Annotated in this window: 10 protein-coding genes; 8 read left to right on the top strand and 2 right to left on the bottom strand. The window is 40.7% G+C overall.

What is annotated here, in order from left to right:
* Positions 1-14 precede the first annotated feature (14 nt).
* Complete coding sequence (locus tag AC1DYB_RS11315) at positions 15-1,133, bottom strand: glycoside hydrolase family 76 protein (RefSeq protein WP_477434948.1); 1,119 nt, start codon at positions 1,131-1,133, stop codon at positions 15-17.
* A 698-nt stretch (positions 1,134-1,831) separates the two neighbouring features.
* Here AC1DYB_RS11315 and AC1DYB_RS11320 point away from each other — a divergent pair.
* The 8 genes from AC1DYB_RS11320 to AC1DYB_RS11355 all read left to right on the top strand — a co-directional run bounded on the left by AC1DYB_RS11320 (position 1,832) and on the right by AC1DYB_RS11355 (position 13,364).
* Positions 1,832-4,549 (top strand): outer membrane beta-barrel protein, encoded by a 2,718-nt coding sequence (locus AC1DYB_RS11320; protein ID WP_477434950.1) that lies wholly within the window; start codon positions 1,832-1,834, stop codon positions 4,547-4,549.
* 177 nt (positions 4,550-4,726) lie between these two features.
* Positions 4,727-5,572 carry an ABC transporter ATP-binding protein gene (locus AC1DYB_RS11325; protein WP_295711212.1) on the top strand — a complete coding sequence of 282 codons (846 nt, stop codon included), beginning with the start codon at positions 4,727-4,729 and terminating at the stop codon, positions 5,570-5,572.
* Complete coding sequence (locus AC1DYB_RS11330; protein WP_477434953.1) at positions 5,565-6,350, top strand: hypothetical protein; 786 nt, start codon at positions 5,565-5,567, stop codon at positions 6,348-6,350. Before AC1DYB_RS11325 ends, AC1DYB_RS11330 begins: the two co-directional genes overlap by 8 nt.
* A 12-nt stretch (positions 6,351-6,362) precedes the next feature.
* The gene (locus AC1DYB_RS11335; protein ID WP_295711209.1) at positions 6,363-6,755 is read left to right on the top strand and encodes a GntR family transcriptional regulator; all 393 of its coding nucleotides are present in this window, start codon (positions 6,363-6,365) and stop codon (positions 6,753-6,755) included.
* On the top strand, positions 6,752-7,486 hold the full coding sequence (locus tag AC1DYB_RS11340) for a hypothetical protein (RefSeq protein WP_477434955.1): 735 nt from the start codon (positions 6,752-6,754) through the stop codon (positions 7,484-7,486). Before AC1DYB_RS11335 ends, AC1DYB_RS11340 begins: the two co-directional genes overlap by 4 nt.
* Before the next feature lie 26 nt (positions 7,487-7,512).
* Complete coding sequence (locus tag AC1DYB_RS11345; RefSeq protein ID WP_295711205.1) at positions 7,513-8,400, top strand: ABC transporter ATP-binding protein; 888 nt, start codon at positions 7,513-7,515, stop codon at positions 8,398-8,400.
* Positions 8,401-8,514: 114 nt separating this feature from the next.
* Positions 8,515-12,060, top strand: coding sequence for an ABC transporter permease/M1 family aminopeptidase (locus tag AC1DYB_RS11350; RefSeq protein ID WP_477434957.1), 3,546 nt, complete (start codon positions 8,515-8,517; stop codon positions 12,058-12,060).
* A gap of 629 nt (positions 12,061-12,689) precedes the next feature.
* Complete coding sequence (locus AC1DYB_RS11355; RefSeq protein ID WP_477435351.1) at positions 12,690-13,364, top strand: DUF3050 domain-containing protein; 675 nt, start codon at positions 12,690-12,692, stop codon at positions 13,362-13,364.
* Positions 13,365-13,664: 300 nt separating this feature from the next.
* Here AC1DYB_RS11355 and AC1DYB_RS11360 read toward each other — a convergent pair whose 3' ends face one another.
* Complete coding sequence (locus AC1DYB_RS11360) at positions 13,665-14,501, bottom strand: aminotransferase class IV (protein ID WP_477434959.1); 837 nt, start codon at positions 14,499-14,501, stop codon at positions 13,665-13,667.
* Positions 14,502-14,641 lie beyond the last annotated feature (140 nt).

Genomic DNA, 14,641 nt, shown 5'->3' on the forward strand with positions numbered 1-14,641 from the left:
GTGCAGATAGCGTGTTACTTTGTGGGTGGGCAAAGCTGCATAAAGGTTACTATGCTGCTGGCCTCGTATGATTGTATATCGCCGGTAGGGCAGCTTACCGCGTAATTACGATAAGTAAGATTACGCTTTGCATCGCGGTTTTTCCAGGCGGTATTTATATTGTTCTGTATCCAGCTTAAATATTGGGTTTGGCCGCCCTCCTTTATTAACTGCATCACATATTGGGCAAAAATAGCTTTTAGCACGCCTTGCTCATTAAAATCGCCCTCGGCTGGGAGTATGCCGTTGGTGCATAGGTTGTTCTTAACATAATCTGTATAAAGTTTGGCATCGTTAAGGTAAGTAACATCTTTGGTTGTCTTGTACAATTCCAAAGCCGCGCCAATAGCCGTGCCCGAGTTATAAGTATAATCCTGGCCACCTGCCGGACCGTTGCCAATTTTGTTATCGTTCACTTTACCCGATGCATCAACCAAATTGGTTTTGCTCCAGGCATAAATTGATTTAGCCTTGGTTAAGTAAGAGGCATCGCCGGTGATGGTATAAAGGCGCATAGCGGCAATAACCGTTGGATAATTAATGCATGAGTTTTTACCGCTGTGATTAAAATCCCAATACATGCCGCCATTAACGGAATCATATGAGCCTGCCCAAACATGATCAAAACCGGCCTTGGCTTTTTCCAGGTATATAGCGTTACCGGTAATTTGGTTGGCACGGGCCAGCGACATTATCCACCACATCATATCATCATAAATAAACCATACTGCCTTATTGCTCCAGTTATAGGCATCGTAATGATTATAGTTGCCCTGGTATATATCATTTATCATGGTTAGCTGAGATTTGGCTTTGGTACGCTGGTATACATTCATAGCCATATCCCAATAAATAGCTTGCGCCCAAATGGCAGCTACACCATCCTTTTTGGTTGTACCGTAATATAATTTGGCTGTGGGGTTATAAAAGTAACTGTTGAAAGCATTGTAGGCAAGGTCAGCATCGCTCGTAGTAAAATTCTTGTCAATAGATTTAACGATAGCGGTTTTTGCAGGGGGGATGTTTTTGTCTTTACTATAGCTTACAAACGAGATAAGCAACCCGGGAATTAATAAGGATAACGATTTTTTCATAGTGGTGTTTTTAAATGGAATATAACCTAATATAGTGTTGGGGGCAAGTTTAAATAAGCAGGAACAGAAATTTCCGGTACTGCTGCAATTGCGTAACTATAGATTTGTCTGTAAGTATCTACATCGCCGCCTTTTAGGCGCTCGCAAAGCACAATGTCATTAACGGTCATTTAAATAGGTAACTGGATGTTGGCGGTACAATTATCGGTCAAAAAAATTGCTTATGCCAAATCGCCGTAAAAAAGAATTGTTCCCTGGAAAAATAAGCATGAATTGAAGGTGGACGTTTATTTGTTTTTCTTTTTAATAGATAAATATATAGTTTAACGATATAGGATAAACTAATATAATTAAAACAGATAAAATTTAATATTCAACAGATAATACTTTGAAACTATAGGCGTTTGATAGCCAGTTTATTTATAAAATACCTAAAGCTAATTTATTATGTACCGGGAAGTAGTTAATGATGAAATATTAATAGTATAATCCATTATGATCTCTACATAATCCATTGTTGTGGCTGATTATTGCGTATATTTTTGAAATAAACATTAACTGCCCTCATTTTATTATACCTGCCGGGATATTTTTGCTTCACGTAATCAAATCTTTTTTCCTCATTTATGACATAAAAATTTCGATCAGAATACCTTGCTTCACCTTGCCTTATCTACCTTATAACACCTTTCACCTGCATGAAATTCCTGTTTACCTTATTATTCCTTGTAACCGGTGTGTCCATCGGTTTTGCCCAAAATCACGCGTCCATTAAAGGTCGGGTTATTGATTCCCTTGATGGAAAACCTTTAGAACTTAGTACCGTAGCCGCTGTTGATGTAAAGGATACCTCGTTAATTGCCTATACTTTAAGTAAAAAAACAGGCGAGTTTGAACTCAGTAGCCTGCCAGCCGGTAAAAAGTTAAAACTGATTATCTCTTTCACATCCCATAAAAGCTTTGTTAAAGTATTCAACTTTCAAAAAAATGAGGCGGTAGATCTGGGCAGCGTTTCATTGAGCAACAAAATGCTGGCCGAAGTAGTAGTTAGGGCCGAGCGCGTTCCCATCACGGTAAAAAAAGATACTATTGAATTTAGTGCCGAGGCGTTTAAAACCAGGCCCAATGCCGTGGTTGAAGAACTGCTTAAAAAGCTGCCGGGCGTGCAGGTTAACGGCGATGGATCCATAACTGTTAATGGGAAGGGGGTAAGCAAGGTACTTATTGATGGCAAGCAGTTTTTTGGCAGTGATCTTAAAATAGCCACCAAAAACCTTGATGCCGCAATTGTAGCTTTGATACAGGTTTATGACGACAGGGAGAATGATCCGGACCATTTGATAAGCGATACTAAAGTTCAAAAGGTAATTAACCTTAAACTTAAAAGGGCCATAAAACGAAGCATGTTTGGTAAAGTATTTGGTGGTGCAGGTACCCGTGACAGGTATGAAAGCGGCGGCCTGTTCAACTTGTTTCGCGATACTTTGCAGGTAAGTATTATTGGGCTAAGCAACAACCTAAACCGCACGGCGTTTTCAAACGATGAGCTGTACTCACAAGGTGGCTTTAACCGTAGTGGGGGTAACAGTTTATACAATGGCACGGTTAATACCGGTGGCCAAAATTGGGGTGGTATTGAAAAAATAACATCGGGTGGCTTTAACCTCAATACCGATTACGGCAAAAAGTTAAAGCTAAACCTGCTTTATTTTTACAGTCAAAAAAATAATGTCTCGCAAAATTCCGCATTTATGCAGAAGTTTTTGGGCGATACTACCCTGCACACCACCTCGAACAGTGAATACCGGTCAAACAATTATTCACATTCCATAAGCGGCTTAATGGATTGGAATCCCGATACCCTCAATACCATCCACTACGCGCCAAAAGTTATCTTTAGGCGCGATAATTCGTCAAGTACTTCGTTCTCTGATAACTTCAACAATATTGATGGTCATTTGAGTACTGCAAGCGGTAGTTCAAGCAATAGCGGGCATGGTGCGGAATTTCAACAGGATTTTTATTATAACACGCGTTTTAAAGGCAAAAAAGGGGCATCTATAAATATTGGTCACAACCTGGCGTATAGTCCCAATAACTCACAAAACCTTAGTGTTAACAATCTTCGCTCTTTTGTATCCGACCTGAAATCAGATACCTTAAAGCGACTGGGCAATGGTAAAAGCACTAATTTTTCGGCAGCATTAAACGGCAGTATCCGGTATCCGTTCAATAAAAAAATAATTGCCGATATCACTACGTCGGGTAATTTCAACCGATCAGGAGAGGAGAGTTACGTTTATGATTACAATAAAAGCACACGGGCTTATGATATATATTTACCAAGCCAAAGCACCAATCTTAAACGGAATTTATTTACAGAGGATGTGAAACCGGGTATAACATACCAGGCTACCAAAAGTATATCGCTAATTGCAGGCGTGTCATTTAACTGGCAACAGGCCGAAAATAAATTTATAACCGAAACCAATTATCATAATTATCTTTTTGTGCTGCCAACTGTAAGGCTGGAACTGGGCTCTGCATCTATTGGCTATAGCCGGTCGGCCAATTTGCCCAGCTTATCGTCATTACAACCTCAAAGCATTGTTTACAGCCCGTTGTACACCTTTACCGGCAACCCATTGTTAAAGCCTACTACTTATGATAATTTAAATGCAAACTATAACAAGTATTTCCAGGCATCGCAGGTGAATATTTATTTTTATGGCAGCTTTTCAACCGAGCAAAATGCGGTTGTGCAAACGCAGATTAGCACCGCTAATGGAGCACAGGCTACAAATTTTGTAAACCGCGATGGGCAACTCAATGTAAACCTATCCATGGGTTTGTATAAGCAATTTAAAAAAATGGGTAAATGGACGTTAAACGCCAACTCCTCGCTAAACGGATACTTTCGCCGTAACCTTAATATTATTAACGGTGTAGATGGCTGGCAGAAAAGCTATTCGCCGGGAATTGGTCAATTTATCAACGTAAACTGGAATGATAAGATAGAGCTGAACACAAATGTTGGTTATCGTACAAACAATACACAGTATAATTATGGTGATCATAAAAAGGTACTTAGCAATAACTTTAATATGAGTAATAACCTGGTGGTACGCTGGCCCAAACGAATAATATGGGAAACCAAGCAGGATTTTAACTACAACTCGCAGGTGAGTAATAATTTTCAAAAGGGTATCAATGTAGTAAGCAGTTCTGTAGCGCTGCAAATGCTTAGAAAAGATCGCGGCGAAATAAAAATAACCGGCTATGATCTGTTTAATCAAAATACCAGCGTATACCGCTATGCCGGCGATAATTCTATTTACGATGTGCAAAACAACACCCTGAAAAGGTATTTCCTGCTTACGCTTACTTACAAGTTTAATAGCATGAGTACTAAATAGGAGGGGATTGATATTTAAGCCTTTAATAGCTTAACTTCATCGTTACCTCTATTTTCACATTAAGCTATCCATTGTTCCAGGCAGTCAGAAAAAACATTTATATTTTTTTCTGAGTGCTTGGAATTCTCAATTATACTTGCGTACATTTGTAGTGCACTATCTAACTATAGCACTACAATGATAGAGATAAAAGATCTGCATTTCGGGTACCAAAAAAACAAGCTGCTTTTTAGTGGATTGAACCTCAAACTAACTAAAGGGCATATTTACGGCTTGCTGGGAAAAAACGGCGCCGGTAAATCAACCTTGTTAAAAAACATAGCGGGGTTGGCTTTTCCTTTAAAAGGAAGTTGTGCTTTTAATGGCATGAACGTTTCCGACAGGCCGGTTTCAGTACTTGAAGATATTTACTTCCTGGCCGAAGAGCTATTTGTACCTGATCTTACACCCGCCCAGTTTGTGGCCAATACGGCATATTTTTATCCCAACTTTAGCAAAGCCGATTTTTATCAATACCTGAGGGCTTTGGATGTGGATATTGATGCCGTTATGAATAAACAATCATACGGGCAGCAAAAGAAGGCCATGATTGCTTTTGGGCTGGCCACAAATACAGGATTGATGATCATGGACGAGCCCACCAATGGGCTTGATATTCCATCTAAGGTGCAGTTCAGAAAGCTCATCGCATCAATACTTACCGAGGATAGGTGTATTGTAATATCCACACACCAGGTAAGGGATCTTGACAGCTTAATTGATACCCTGCTGGTATTGCATGGTGGCGAGATTGTGATCAATCAGTCTATTGATGATGTAATTGAAAAAATCACATTCGGTAGTTATTCAGATACGGAAGATCTGCCGGTTTTATATGAGGAAAATGGTCCGCGGGGTAAAAACGCCATCCTTAAGAATACTACCGGCGAGTATAGTAAGGTAGATCTGGAAATACTTTTTAATGCCATCATTGCCGATAATCAACCTGTTTTAAAAACTTTAAATGCATCAGTAAATGAATAATATTTTTAAGCCCGCACGTTTCGGGATGCTGTTTGTAAAATTCACAGCGGAGCATTATAAAAGCTACCTAATGTCGTTGATGGTGCTCATGGGGGTACTCATGCTTGGCGGCAGCTTTATGGTGTACCTGATAAACGTACGTATGGAAATAAGCCTGCAATTATTGCTGTTATTGTGGGTTGTAATGTTTACCGGAACGGTATTTACAAGTACCATATTTGCTGATATAAATAGTAAAAAGGCCATTACAAGCCTCACCTTACCAGCCACACATTTTGAAAAGTACCTGGTGGCGTGGCTCTATTCCTTCGTTATATTCCTGGTACTGGTAATATCAGCTTTTTACCTGGTGATGTTATTTTTATTGAACATCAAGCATTTTCCTGGGGAGCAGCAAGAGGTGTTCAGCTTATTTTATAATGTAAATGGTTTAAGCACCAGCGTGCTTTTTGTACTGCTTACCATATATGGTGTATTGCACTCCATTGCTTTTTTTGGAGCCATCTATTTTAAAAAGATGCATTTTGTAAAAACAGCGTTGCTGTTTTTTATAGTTATAGGTGTTTTAATTATATGCAATAATTTGGTTATGCGGCAAATGTTAAACCGGGATATTATCCAGGTAATGCCGTTTAGCAATGTAGGGTTCATGGAAAAAGGAACCATGTATTCTGTTAACGTGTCGGGTTTTGTGTGGACGGGCCAGGTGGTGTTTGTAGGTATGGCTTTGTTTTTTTGGGTAGCCGCTTACTTTCGTTTAAAAGAAAAACAGGTATGATCTGGTTTAACTATGGAGTTTAAAGATAAGGATGCCATATACCTGCAAATAGCAGCCTATGTGAGCGAAAATATATTATTAGGTAAATGGTTGCCGGATCAAAAGATTCCGTCGACAAGGGACCTTGCTATTGAGCTGGAAGTAAATCCAAATACTGTTATCAGATCGTACGAGTTTTTGCAGAGTCAGGAGGTGGTCGTAAACAAACGCGGACTGGGAATATTTGTGGCGGCAGATGGCCCTCAAAAAGTTAAAGCCTACCGTAAGGAACGTTTTATTCAACAGCAGATGCCTGAGTTTTTTAGAAATATATACCTGCTTGATATAGATATTAAGGATTTAGAGGCGATGTACGAAAAATACAGATTGGCCATTGCTCAACCCAAAACAGACCCAAACAAATGAAGACGAGTACAAAAATATTTATAGCTGCCTTACTGTTTCTGGTGTTATCAATACTGGGATATGATTATTTGCTAAAAAAGGAATTTAATACCGGCAAGTATAAGGATGTATACGCCTATTACATCCCGCTTGATTTTAAAAACTTTGATGTGTTGGATATTAATGCGGGGCACATAGCCAATGTAAAATTGATACAAGGGCCGTTTAGTGTGAAGATAGAATCAGACGCCCGGCATTATGTAAAAGTAAAACAAACGGGTACTCACCTTCAAATAGATGTGAACCTGGCAGTTGAACGTTACTACAACCACAATGCCCAACTGTTGCTGATATCCTGTCCTGATTTAAAAAGTGTGAACGTTAATGCTTTTAGTACGGTTAAAGGTCAAAAAATTATTGATACGGTAACAACAGAAGGCTGGAATTCGCGCGAGGTTTTGATTGATGGCTTTAAACAGGATAGCTTAACTATTACCCAAAGCTACGGGAGTCATGTTGTGTTGGCTAATAATCATATTCGATCTGTAAATGCTGTTGTAGGCGAAGCTCTTTTAAGTGGCTCGATACTCAATATTTTAAAAAATAACCGGTTTGAAAATGCCAAGCTGCGGATTTTAAACCGGAGCAAACTGATTTTACACCAGGCAAGCATACAGCACCTGGATTATAGCATGGCCGATAGTACACAGCTTCTTATCAATGGAGCGGCCAATAATACAATAAAACGATAATAGAAATACCTAACCACTTACAACTTATGAAATTAGTTATCAATTCACTTTCAAAAACCTATGCCAATGGGGTGCATGCCTTAAAGGATGTATCACTGACCCTATCAAATGGCATGTTTGGTTTGCTGGGGCCAAACGGTGCGGGCAAATCATCCCTGATGCGTACCATAGCTACCTTGCAGGAGGCCGATAAAGGCAGCGTTTTTTTGGATGACCTGGATGTGCTGAAAAATAAAACCGAAGTAAGGCAATTATTAGGCTACCTGCCGCAGGAGTTTGGGGTTTACCCTAAAATATCTGCCGAGCGGATGCTTGATCACATCGCCCAGCTTAAAGGGATTGGGAACGCCGGCGAACGGAAGGACCTGGTGGGCAGCCTGCTTGAAAACGTGAACCTTTCAAAAGACAGGAAGAAGCACCTTGGCACCTATTCGGGTGGGATGAAGCAGCGTTTTGGCATTGCCCAGGCACTGATAGGAAACCCTAAGCTCATCATTGTTGATGAACCAACCGCCGGGCTTGACCCAGCCGAGCGGAACCGCTTTTATAACCTGCTAAGTCAGCTGGGCGAAAATACGATAGTGATCCTATCAACCCATATTGTTGAAGATGTAAGCACGCTTTGCTCCAACTTTGCCATCATTTGCCAGGGCGAGGTGTTGTATGCAGGCCAGCCAGATACTGCCGTAAATGAATTGGAAGGTAAAATATTTAGTAAAGCCATCAGTAAGCAGGACCTCAATTTTTACCAGGACGATTTTACCGTGATATCTACACAGTTAAAAATAGGTAAACTACATATCCGCGTGATACAGGATACCGACCCGGGCAATGGTTTTGTAGCGGTAAGCCCTGGTCTTGAGGATGTTTACTTCAGTAATATTGCTACCCGTGTAGATGTAAATACCATTTAACCCTCTTTAAATCACAACAATATGTTCTGGAAAATATTTATTTTCGAGGTGCAAAATCGCCTCAGGAGGCCCGCGGTGTACCTATATTTTGCGGCCGCGCTAATTTTTACCGTAATGACCTTCGCCACCGGTTCATTACCTTTAGGCGAAAAAGAACACATCAATGCGCCTTATGTAATTGCCCTTTGGTGCTCGGGTATCACCATGCTTATGATGTTGGTAAGCTCGTCCATTATGGGGGTAGCTTTATATCGCGATATTGAATATAATACCAAAGACTACTACCTTACTTATCCCATCACCAAAGCCGGATATTTTTGGGGTAGATATTTGGGTTCGTTTTTATTTATGCTTTTTATAGCAAGCTCCATTATTATTGGGGCTTATATAGGGACTAAACTTGGTCCTTTAATGGGCTGGAAAGACCCTAAGGAGTATGGCCCTAATAAGCTGGTGTATTATCTGCACCCGTTTTTTACAATGGCACTCCCAAACCTGTTTTTTACTTCTTCATTGTTTTTTGGATTAGTAGCGCTTACCCGCAATGTAAAAGTGATTTACAGCGGTGGCATCCTGTTATTTTTAGGCTATTTTCTTTCCATCTTTTTCCTTAATCACACCAATAATGCCACGGTAATTATTAATGCCGATCCTTTTGGTCTCAACGCGGTTCGGTTGCTTTCGGGTACGGCAACTTCAATTCAAAAAAACACAACCTTGTTTCCTATTGAAGGCGCCTTTTTATTTAACCGCATCCTGTGGACAGGTGTAGGGTTAGTCATTTTGTTGTTTACTTATGTGCGTTTTAATTTTGAGCGGTTCTTTAGCGGAAAACGGGATAAATCGGCTATTGATGATGTAGTATCAAAAGTAAAGCGTTCGCTCATCTTAAATTCCAAAGTTAGTTTTGCAAGCCCCTATAATCGCAATACTTTGTTTAGCCTTACCAAAGTAGAGTTAACCAACATTATCCGTGATAATTATTTCTGGATCATTTTATTAAGCGGTGTTGGCTTCCTGGGTTTTGTTTTTTGGATGGGTAATACCGAGTTCGGTGTATCCTATTTTCCGCGTACCATTATGTTGATGGATATATTTAATGATGTATTCCCATTCTTCATATTTTTCATCATTATATTTTACACTGGCGAAACGCTTCACCGCGACAGGATAACCAGGTATGCTTTTATTAACGATTCTCTGCCGCCGCCAAACTGGGTGCTAAATGGCTCTAAACTCATCGCGTTGCTCATTCTTGGATTTGGATTATCCCTGGTTCCCTTAATAACAGGGCTGGTGGTACAAACTGCAAAAGGGTTTTATCACTATAACCTGTCTTTTTATTTGGTTTACGTGTTTACCATTGTAATGCCCCGCCTGTTGGAGATGGTTATATTCTCGTACATGGTGCATGTGCTTATTAATAACAAATTTGTGGCACATGGGGTAGGGGTAGCCTTTTGGGTGCTGGTTTTTTTCCTGAATGTAACAGGCATGTTTAACTATAACCTGCTCATATATTCCTATACGCCCTGGTACGGCATCTCGGATATGGACGGATTGGGTCATATGTTGAAACCTATATACTGGTTTAACCTGTACTGGCTGCTTTTTGGCAGTCTGCTTATCATCCTTTCGGCATTGTTTTATTATCGAGGCGTCACCAGTTCATTTAAGGAACGGCTTCAGTTGCTGGCCGAACGGTTTGATGCTAAAACCAAGTTATTCACCGCCATATTAGTAGCAGCGTTTTTAGCCGTTGGCGCTTATAACTACTATAATATAAGCTATTTAAATAACTTTTTAACCCAGGGAGAAAATGAGAGCAGGGCCATTATTTATGAAAAAACGTTAAAAAAATATGCCAGCCTGCCGCTACCCAAAGTAACCCGCATGGTGATAAATGCGGATATATTCCCCGATAAGCAGCAGGAATTTGTAAAGGCCTTTATCACCGTTTTTAACAGAACGGATAAGCCTATTTCAAAGGTGCTGATGGATGGCGATGAGCTTGCTGATTACTCCATTAAAATGGATGGTAAACCGGTGCCGTTTACTTATCCTTTAACCTACCAAAGGGGGATGTTCAATTGGTTCAGGCCAAAGCGGGATACAGCCGATTTTCGTTTGTACCAATTTCAAAAACCATTAGCTCCCGGCGATTCGGCAGTGTTCGAGATTAATTCATCAGTTACCCACAAAGGTTTTGAAAATGGCTTGTATGCTAAAAACAGACTGCGTAACGGTACGTTTTTTAACGGAGGGTTGCCCGGTATAGGTTATGATGACGATGACGAACTGAACAGCAATTACGTGCGTAAAAAAAATGGCTTGCCAGAGAAGCATGAAGATGAAATTGCGCAGAACAACCCGGTTGGTATTAGCACGCTAAAATCGGGCAGCGCTTCTGATCTTCTGAGCATAGATATTACAGTGAGCACATCGGGCGATCAAACTGCCATCGCGCCCGGCGAACTGCAAAAACAATGGCAGCAAAACGGCCGGAATTATTATCGCTATGTACAAACGCAACCCGGTATGTATGCTCCATTAGCTATTGTATCGGCAAAGTTTTCGACATTGCATGATAGTGTACAGCTTGATCATAAGGTTAATATCAATATCTATTATCACCCTGCTCATAATGCCAATATAGGGCGGTTTATGGCGGCATATAAAGATGGTCTTCGTTATTATTCCACAGCTTTTGGGCCATACCCTTTTAAAAATATCCGCCTGGCCGAAACCTCTGTATACGGCCCTCATGATGCTTCATTAAATACCATGGATACCTATGCCGAGTATTACGCGTGGAACGCTGATTTTAAAGACCCTAACCAGTTTGATTTTTGCTATTTTAATACCACGCGCGAACTGGCCCAGCAATGGTGGCGTTACCAGGTAGCACCTAATAGTACCGTAGGATCGTTGGTAATTCCGGAAGGATTGGCAACCTACAGTGCCCTGGTAATGGCCGAAAAGAAATACGGGAAAGATAACCTGAAATGGATCTTGTTAGATCAGATTGACTTTTACTCGTTTATCAGGCGGCGCATGGAAGACAAAGAACACCCGCTAATAAAAGCCGATAAATGGTTTGAGTGGGGCGGCAAAGCCGGTTTGGTGCTTTACACGTTGAAAGACCTCATGGGCGAAGATAGTTTAAACGCCGCCCTGCGCGAGTTTAAAGATGCCTATCAATTTAAAAGTAAGCCACCCTTTGCAGGCAGTAATGACTTGTACCGATACCTGCAAAAGCATGTGCCCGATTCATTGCAATATTATTTAACCGATACATGGCAGAAAATCACTCTGTATGATAATAAGGTGACCGAAGCCAAAGCTATACCAACAGGTAACAAAAATGAATATAAGGTAACCTTAAAGGTAAATGTTGAAAAGGTTTGGATAGATAAAAAGGGCAATGACATACTAGCCAGGAACATGAACGATTATTTTGATATAGGGGTATTTGCTGCTAACAGTACTAATAAGGAAGGCCGCATGGTTACCAATCCGCTTTATTTTAAAAGATATAAATTAACGGCTGGGCTGCATACAATAACTGCTATTGTTAAAGGCAAACCAATAAATGTGGGTATAGATCCATATAATAAACTGATTGACCGCATGCCTAATGATAATTCGAAAGATCTTTAATCGTGATAATTCATTAAATTTTTACGCTGCCGGATAGCATTGCCAGGGAAATCGCTTTTAAAAAAACACAACGTCATGCCGAATTTATTTCGGCATCCCACGTGCAGGTAAGCACGGGGAAAGTGTGCACCGGGCAAGCCGGAGAACTGGCAGGTGTGATTGTCCTGTGGGATGCCGAAATAAATTCGGCATGACTTCCGCATTTTAACTTTGAACTCCCTCAGACTGATGGATAAGTCGCTATAAATTTAAAACGCGATTTCCCTGATAGCATTGCACCATAATTAAAAAGTCAGCTGCTTTTACATAAAGGTAGCTGGCTTTTTAATCAAAATGCTTTATGGGCATCTAAAACAACAGCCATATTTATTTTGTGGCAATAATAAAATTTGCCATTACTTTAAATCATTTTCAACTAACGTCCTATCAACCCAAAGTCAAAAACTGCAACTTGCTGTTATTTAACAAACTGGATTGCTACTTTTGCGGCTTCATAATTTTATTACCCCATGGCAAATTACAGCGACCGCATAGAACTTTTAAAAAAACAGATTAAGCCTTTACGTGATCAACTAATACAACATGAGCTTTATAAAAACATCAATACCCTTGATGAGCTTACCGTTTTTATGGACCACCACGTATTTGCTGTTTGGGATTTTATGTCGCTGTTAAAATCGTTGCAGCAAAAACTTACCTGTACGGTTACACCATGGATGCCAACCGGGAATGCAAACACACGCTACCTCATTAATGAAATTGTAACCGGCGAAGAAAGCGATGTAGACGAGCAGGGTAACCGTACCAGCCATTTTGAGCTGTACCTGCGCGCCATGGAGCAAGCCGGCAGCCAGGCAACAGCCATTAACAACCTGTTTGATGAGTTAAACTTTGGCAAGCACATTGATGAAGCTTTGATCATTGCGGAGATTCCGTTGGCTACGCGTAACTTTATGCAGCATACTTTTGATGTTATCGGTACTAATAAAAATCACGTGCAGGCAGCTGTATTTACCTTTGGGCGCGAAGATTTGATACCAGATATGTTTTTAAGTATTGTAAAGGAGATTAACAAACAACTGCCCGGCAAGGTTGATATCCTGTTATATTACCTTGAACGCCACATCGAAGTTGATGGCGATCATCACTCACAATTAGCCTACCAAATGACGGCCGAACTTTGTGGCAATGACGACCAGAAATGGGAGGAAGCAACCGCCGCGGTTAAAGAAGCTTTACAGGCCAGAATTGCTTTATGGGATGGCATATTGACGGCCATTAAAGCGCCGGTAGGTGTGGAGTAATACTTTTAATTTGTCATCCTTGAGGCTTTCTAAAAATGATTTATTAAATGTTTTTGGACTTTTAATGAAGCACATAACCACTCGTCATTGCGAGGTACGAAGCAATCCCCGCCTTACAGAGTGGCTTTGCAAATCGGATCTGCAGAGTTCGGGATTGCTTCGTACCTCGCAATGACGATCTGTTTTTTATTTTTAGGAAGACTCTGTAAAATGAAGGATCTACTCTCCACCATGCTTCTTCCCCCTGTACAGTTTGCAATAGATGCTTCACTTCGTTCAGCATGACAATGAAATAGTTTATCATACCTTATTCAACTCATCCATTAACTGCTTACTTATCCTGTTAAAGTAGCGCCTTACGCCAAAGCCCATTACGGTTTGGATACCGCGGGTAGAATTGGTTAAAAACACCTCATCGGCCTCGTATAATATATCGGGGTTTATCTGGGCTTCGGTAATTTGAATGTTATTATCCTGTGCCAGCTTGATCACCACCTGGCGCATAACGCCTTCTACGCAGCCTTCGCTTAGCGCCGGGGTATATAAATGGTTTTGGTAATGGATAAATATGTTGGAGCTGCTGGCTTCGCATAAAAAACCATTCTGGTTGAGGAGGAAAACATCATCCAGCTTGTTTTGCGTTTTGTAGATCCCCGCCATCACGTAAATAAGCGAGTTGCAGGTTTTGATGTTGGATAGGTAGTTTGAAGGCTTGGGCAGCTCGGTAAACACATCCATGATGAGGCCCTTCTCATTCAAAAAATAACGGGGTTCATCAGATGCGGTTAGTTCCAGGCAGTAGCCCATTTTGTTTTGCGTGGGGGTATATAACCCTTCGGCATCACGATAAACGGTTAAACGCAGTCTGCCATGTTTCGCTTTGTTCCGTTTGGCCAGCTCCTCCACAATCTCCTTCAAAAACCAGGCATCCATTTGCGAATAACCATCAATTTTAAGGGCCTTCATTCCGCGTTGTAAGCGGTCGGCGTGCAAATCGGCAAACTTTAGCTGCCCTTTCATCAGGCGCATACTCTCAAACAGGCCATCGCCGTATTTAAAGGCACGGTTGGCTATAGTAAGCAGCTGACTATTTTGAGGAAGTATCTGTCCGTTAAAATTGATAAGCACAGGCGTCATTTTTAGATATGAGATATTAGGTTTGAGATTTTGACTTTTGGTGTAAACTAATTTGTTATTCGGTTGGATTTTATCTCCTATCTAACGTTTAATATATAAATTTTGGATATTAGGTTTGATACTTTGTTTAATGATCAAGT

This window comes from Mucilaginibacter sp. P2_A4, from assembly GCF_056405015.1.